Annotated in this window: 4 protein-coding genes and 3 tRNA genes; 2 read left to right on the top strand and 5 right to left on the bottom strand. The window is 52.4% G+C overall.

Features of this window, described 5'->3' with window-relative positions; all coding sequences use genetic code 11:
- Positions 1 to 45: 45 nt before the first annotated feature.
- Positions 46 to 118, bottom strand: a tRNA-Val gene (locus lacNas_RS09175).
- Positions 119 to 121: 3 nt separating this feature from the next.
- Positions 122 to 193, bottom strand: a tRNA-Glu gene (locus lacNas_RS09170).
- A gap of 149 nt (positions 194 to 342) precedes the next feature.
- Between lacNas_RS09170 and lacNas_RS09165 the strand changes: the two genes are divergently transcribed.
- Positions 343 to 431 (top strand) — tRNA-Leu (locus lacNas_RS09165).
- Positions 432 to 561: 130 nt separating this feature from the next.
- The gene (locus tag lacNas_RS09160) at positions 562 to 1092 is read left to right on the top strand and encodes a GNAT family N-acetyltransferase (RefSeq protein WP_201332001.1); all 531 of its coding nucleotides are present in this window, start codon (positions 562 to 564) and stop codon (positions 1090 to 1092) included.
- A gap of 44 nt (positions 1093 to 1136) precedes the next feature.
- Here the strand turns inward: lacNas_RS09160 and lacNas_RS09155 are convergent, their stop codons facing one another.
- From lacNas_RS09155 to lacNas_RS09145, 3 genes are all read right to left on the bottom strand, one after another.
- Positions 1137 to 1730, bottom strand: coding sequence for a TMEM175 family protein (locus tag lacNas_RS09155; RefSeq protein ID WP_201332002.1), 594 nt, complete (start codon positions 1728 to 1730; stop codon positions 1137 to 1139).
- A gap of 102 nt (positions 1731 to 1832) precedes the next feature.
- A complete protein-coding gene (locus tag lacNas_RS09150; RefSeq protein ID WP_201332003.1) occupies positions 1833 to 2009 on the bottom strand; it encodes a hypothetical protein in 177 nt (58 codons plus the stop codon).
- Positions 2010 to 2119: 110 nt separating this feature from the next.
- Positions 2120 to 2597, bottom strand: a 478-nt coding sequence (locus lacNas_RS09145; protein ID WP_201346799.1) for a substrate-binding domain-containing protein, incomplete at its 5' end; no start/stop codon positions are given.

Raw genomic sequence — 2597 nt, 5'->3', positions numbered from 1 at the left:
ACGCCTGAGGCTAGTGCCTCAGGCGTTTTTTAGTGCTGAAAAAAATGGAGGATACAGGGCTCGAACCTGTGACCCTCTGCTTGTAAGGCAGATGCTCTCCCAGCTGAGCTAATCCTCCAGATGACCCGTACGAGATTTGAACTCATGTTACCGCCGTGAAAGGGCGGTGTCTTAACCACTTGACCAACGGGCCTTGTTATTTTTTTGTCTTTCGCAAGACACAAACAATAGTATACCGGATCCAGCAGAAAAAGCAAGGCTTTTGCGGCAAAAAATCCAACTTTTTTATGCAAAAAAGCTCTTGAACTTTTTTCCCCCTTTGCTATACTAGTAGATGTGCTTGCGGGCGTGGCGGAATTGGCAGACGCGCAAGACTAAGGATCTTGTGACCGTTTTAGGTCGTGGAAGTTCAAGTCTTCTCGTCCGCACCAAGCAAAGAAGTCGTTTTACACGGCTTCTTTTTTGTTTTGTAAGCCTCTTTTTTGATTTCTTCAGCCCTTTTTGCTAAAATTTTATTGAAGAAAAAAGCAAAAGCATAAATTTTTTTGTAAGGAGAAAAAAATGACTGAATTAACCTGTCGCTTAGCCACTGAAGCTGATTTCGCGGCCCTCTGCCAGTTCTACCAAGACGTCTGCGACCACCAGAGCCAAGACGAATACGGTGCCGACTGGCACTGGGGCATCTACCCGTCCGAAAGCGACGTCAAGGAAGCAATCGACCAAAAGCGGGCCGTCGTTGGGATCAAGGACGGCAAAATTGCCTCAGCCGGCATCCTGACCGTAGGCAACGATCCCCTTTACAGCCAGTTCACTTGGCCTACTCCGGCCAGCGATGACGAGATCGCGGTCTTGCACCTTTACGGCGTCCACCCATCCTTCCGCCGGCAAGGCCTCTCCGGCACCCTCTTGACCTTCATCAAGGACCATGCCAAGGAGCTCGGCTGCAAGGCCATCCGCTTGGACAGCATGGCCGGCAACGTTCCGGCCCGCCGCCTGTATGAAAAGAACGGCTACCGCTTCGTCAGCCAGGAAACGGTTCACTATGAAGACATCGGCGACACTCAAGTCGACCTGCTCGAATTAGCCTTATAAAAGCAAAAATCCACAAGCACAGCTTGTGGATTTTTTGCTTTCTCTTATTCTTCCGCGGCCTTTTCCTTGTTTTTCTCTCGCCATTTTCTGGCCCGCTTGTCCGGCAGAAACCACATCACGGCTACCAGGGCCATGAAGATCCAGGACAAGACTGGCCAGACGAAGGCCGACAGGGCAATCCCGAAGTTGAAGGCCAGGGTCAAAAAGCCCTTGGTCCCCATGTTTTGCCGCAAGTCCTGGCTGTCGCAGGCCAGCTGCCAGGCAAAATGCTGCAGCAGCAGGAAGCTGACCGAAGTCAGGGCCAAAACCAGGCCGTACAAGAACAAAGGCGGTCCGGCCAGAGGGTGCTTGCCCACCCAGGCTGTAGCCAGAGGGATCAAAGAGGCGGTAAAAAGCCAGGCCATGTTGGTCCAGATCAGCTTGAAGTTGACAGACGGCAAAGCGTGGGTGATGTTGTGGTGGTTGACCCAGTAGATGGCCATGTAGAAAAAGCTCAACAGGTAGATGGCCAGCTGCGGCAACAAGGGCAGCAGGGCCCGGAAACTGGCCTCTTCGGGGGCCTTCATTTCCAGAACCATGATCGTGATGATGATGGCCAAAACGCCATCGCTGAATGCTTCCAGTCGGTTCTTGCTCACGTTTTTTCCTCCAAATAGCAAAGATAGTTACTGTATCTTAACTATTGTAGCCTACTTGGAGCAAAAAAGAAAAGAACCGGCCAAAACCGGTTCTCGCTTCTTCTATTCCTCGTTCTTGTAGTCAGCTTCCGCTTCCTCAGGATCCTCATCATCAAAGCTGTATTCCATCTTCTTGTTGCGGTCATTCATAAAAGCACAGGCAATCTCGGCCGCATAGACCAAAACGCCGGCCAGGCCAAAGACCAGGACAAACAGCCAGATTTTCTTCTTTTTCTCCATGGCTTGTCACCTTTGCTTTCTCTAAAAAAGTAATCCCTAATTTAATTATAGTCAGCCCCCGGCGAAAAGACCAGACAGAAAAAGCATCCCTTAAGGGATGCTTTACTTTTTTAAACGGTCTGATTGCGCAGCAGCTTCACCGGCAGGACGTAATTGTTCTGCGCCAACGGCTTCTCCGGGTCGGCGATCCGCTGGTAGAGCAGCTTGACCAGGCTTCCGGCCAGATCAGCGATCGGCTGGGCAATCGTAGCCAGTTCAGGAACGTAGTTCTGCACCAATTGGGTGCCGTCAAAGCCGATGACCTTCAAGTCCTCGGGAACCTTGATGCCCAAGCGCTTGGCCTCTTTCAGCAGCAGGATGGCCGTCAAATCGTCAGAGCAAAAGACCCCGTCAATGACCCGGCCGCTGGTCAACAGCTCCCTTAATTCCATCGCCTTGGCTGAGGGCGACTCGTAAAAGGAAGAGCGGGCCGTGTGCACCGTCAGGCCGGCCTGGGCCACCGTGTCCGCGTAGCCCAAAAAGCGCCGCGAGGTCGGGTTGCCGGTCTTGACCGGGTTGCCGACGAAGTAGACGTGCCGGCAGCCGGCG

The organism is Lactobacillus nasalidis (assembly GCF_016587775.1).
GTDB classification, from domain to species: Bacteria; Bacillota; Bacilli; order Lactobacillales; family Lactobacillaceae; genus Lactobacillus; species Lactobacillus nasalidis.
Note: the sequence above shows the minus strand (reverse complement) of the source record. Positions and strands in the feature narration are given on the sequence as shown.

What these genes read in the sequence shown, in the direction of transcription:
- lacNas_RS09150 (WP_201332003.1), bottom strand. Translation starts at nt 2,009, where the DNA reads ATGGAGAAAAAGAAGAAAATCTGGCTGTTTGTCCTGGTCTTTGGCCTG.
- lacNas_RS09160 (WP_201332001.1), top strand. Translation starts at nt 562, where the DNA reads ATGACTGAATTAACCTGTCGCTTAGCCACTGAAGCTGATTTCGCGGCC.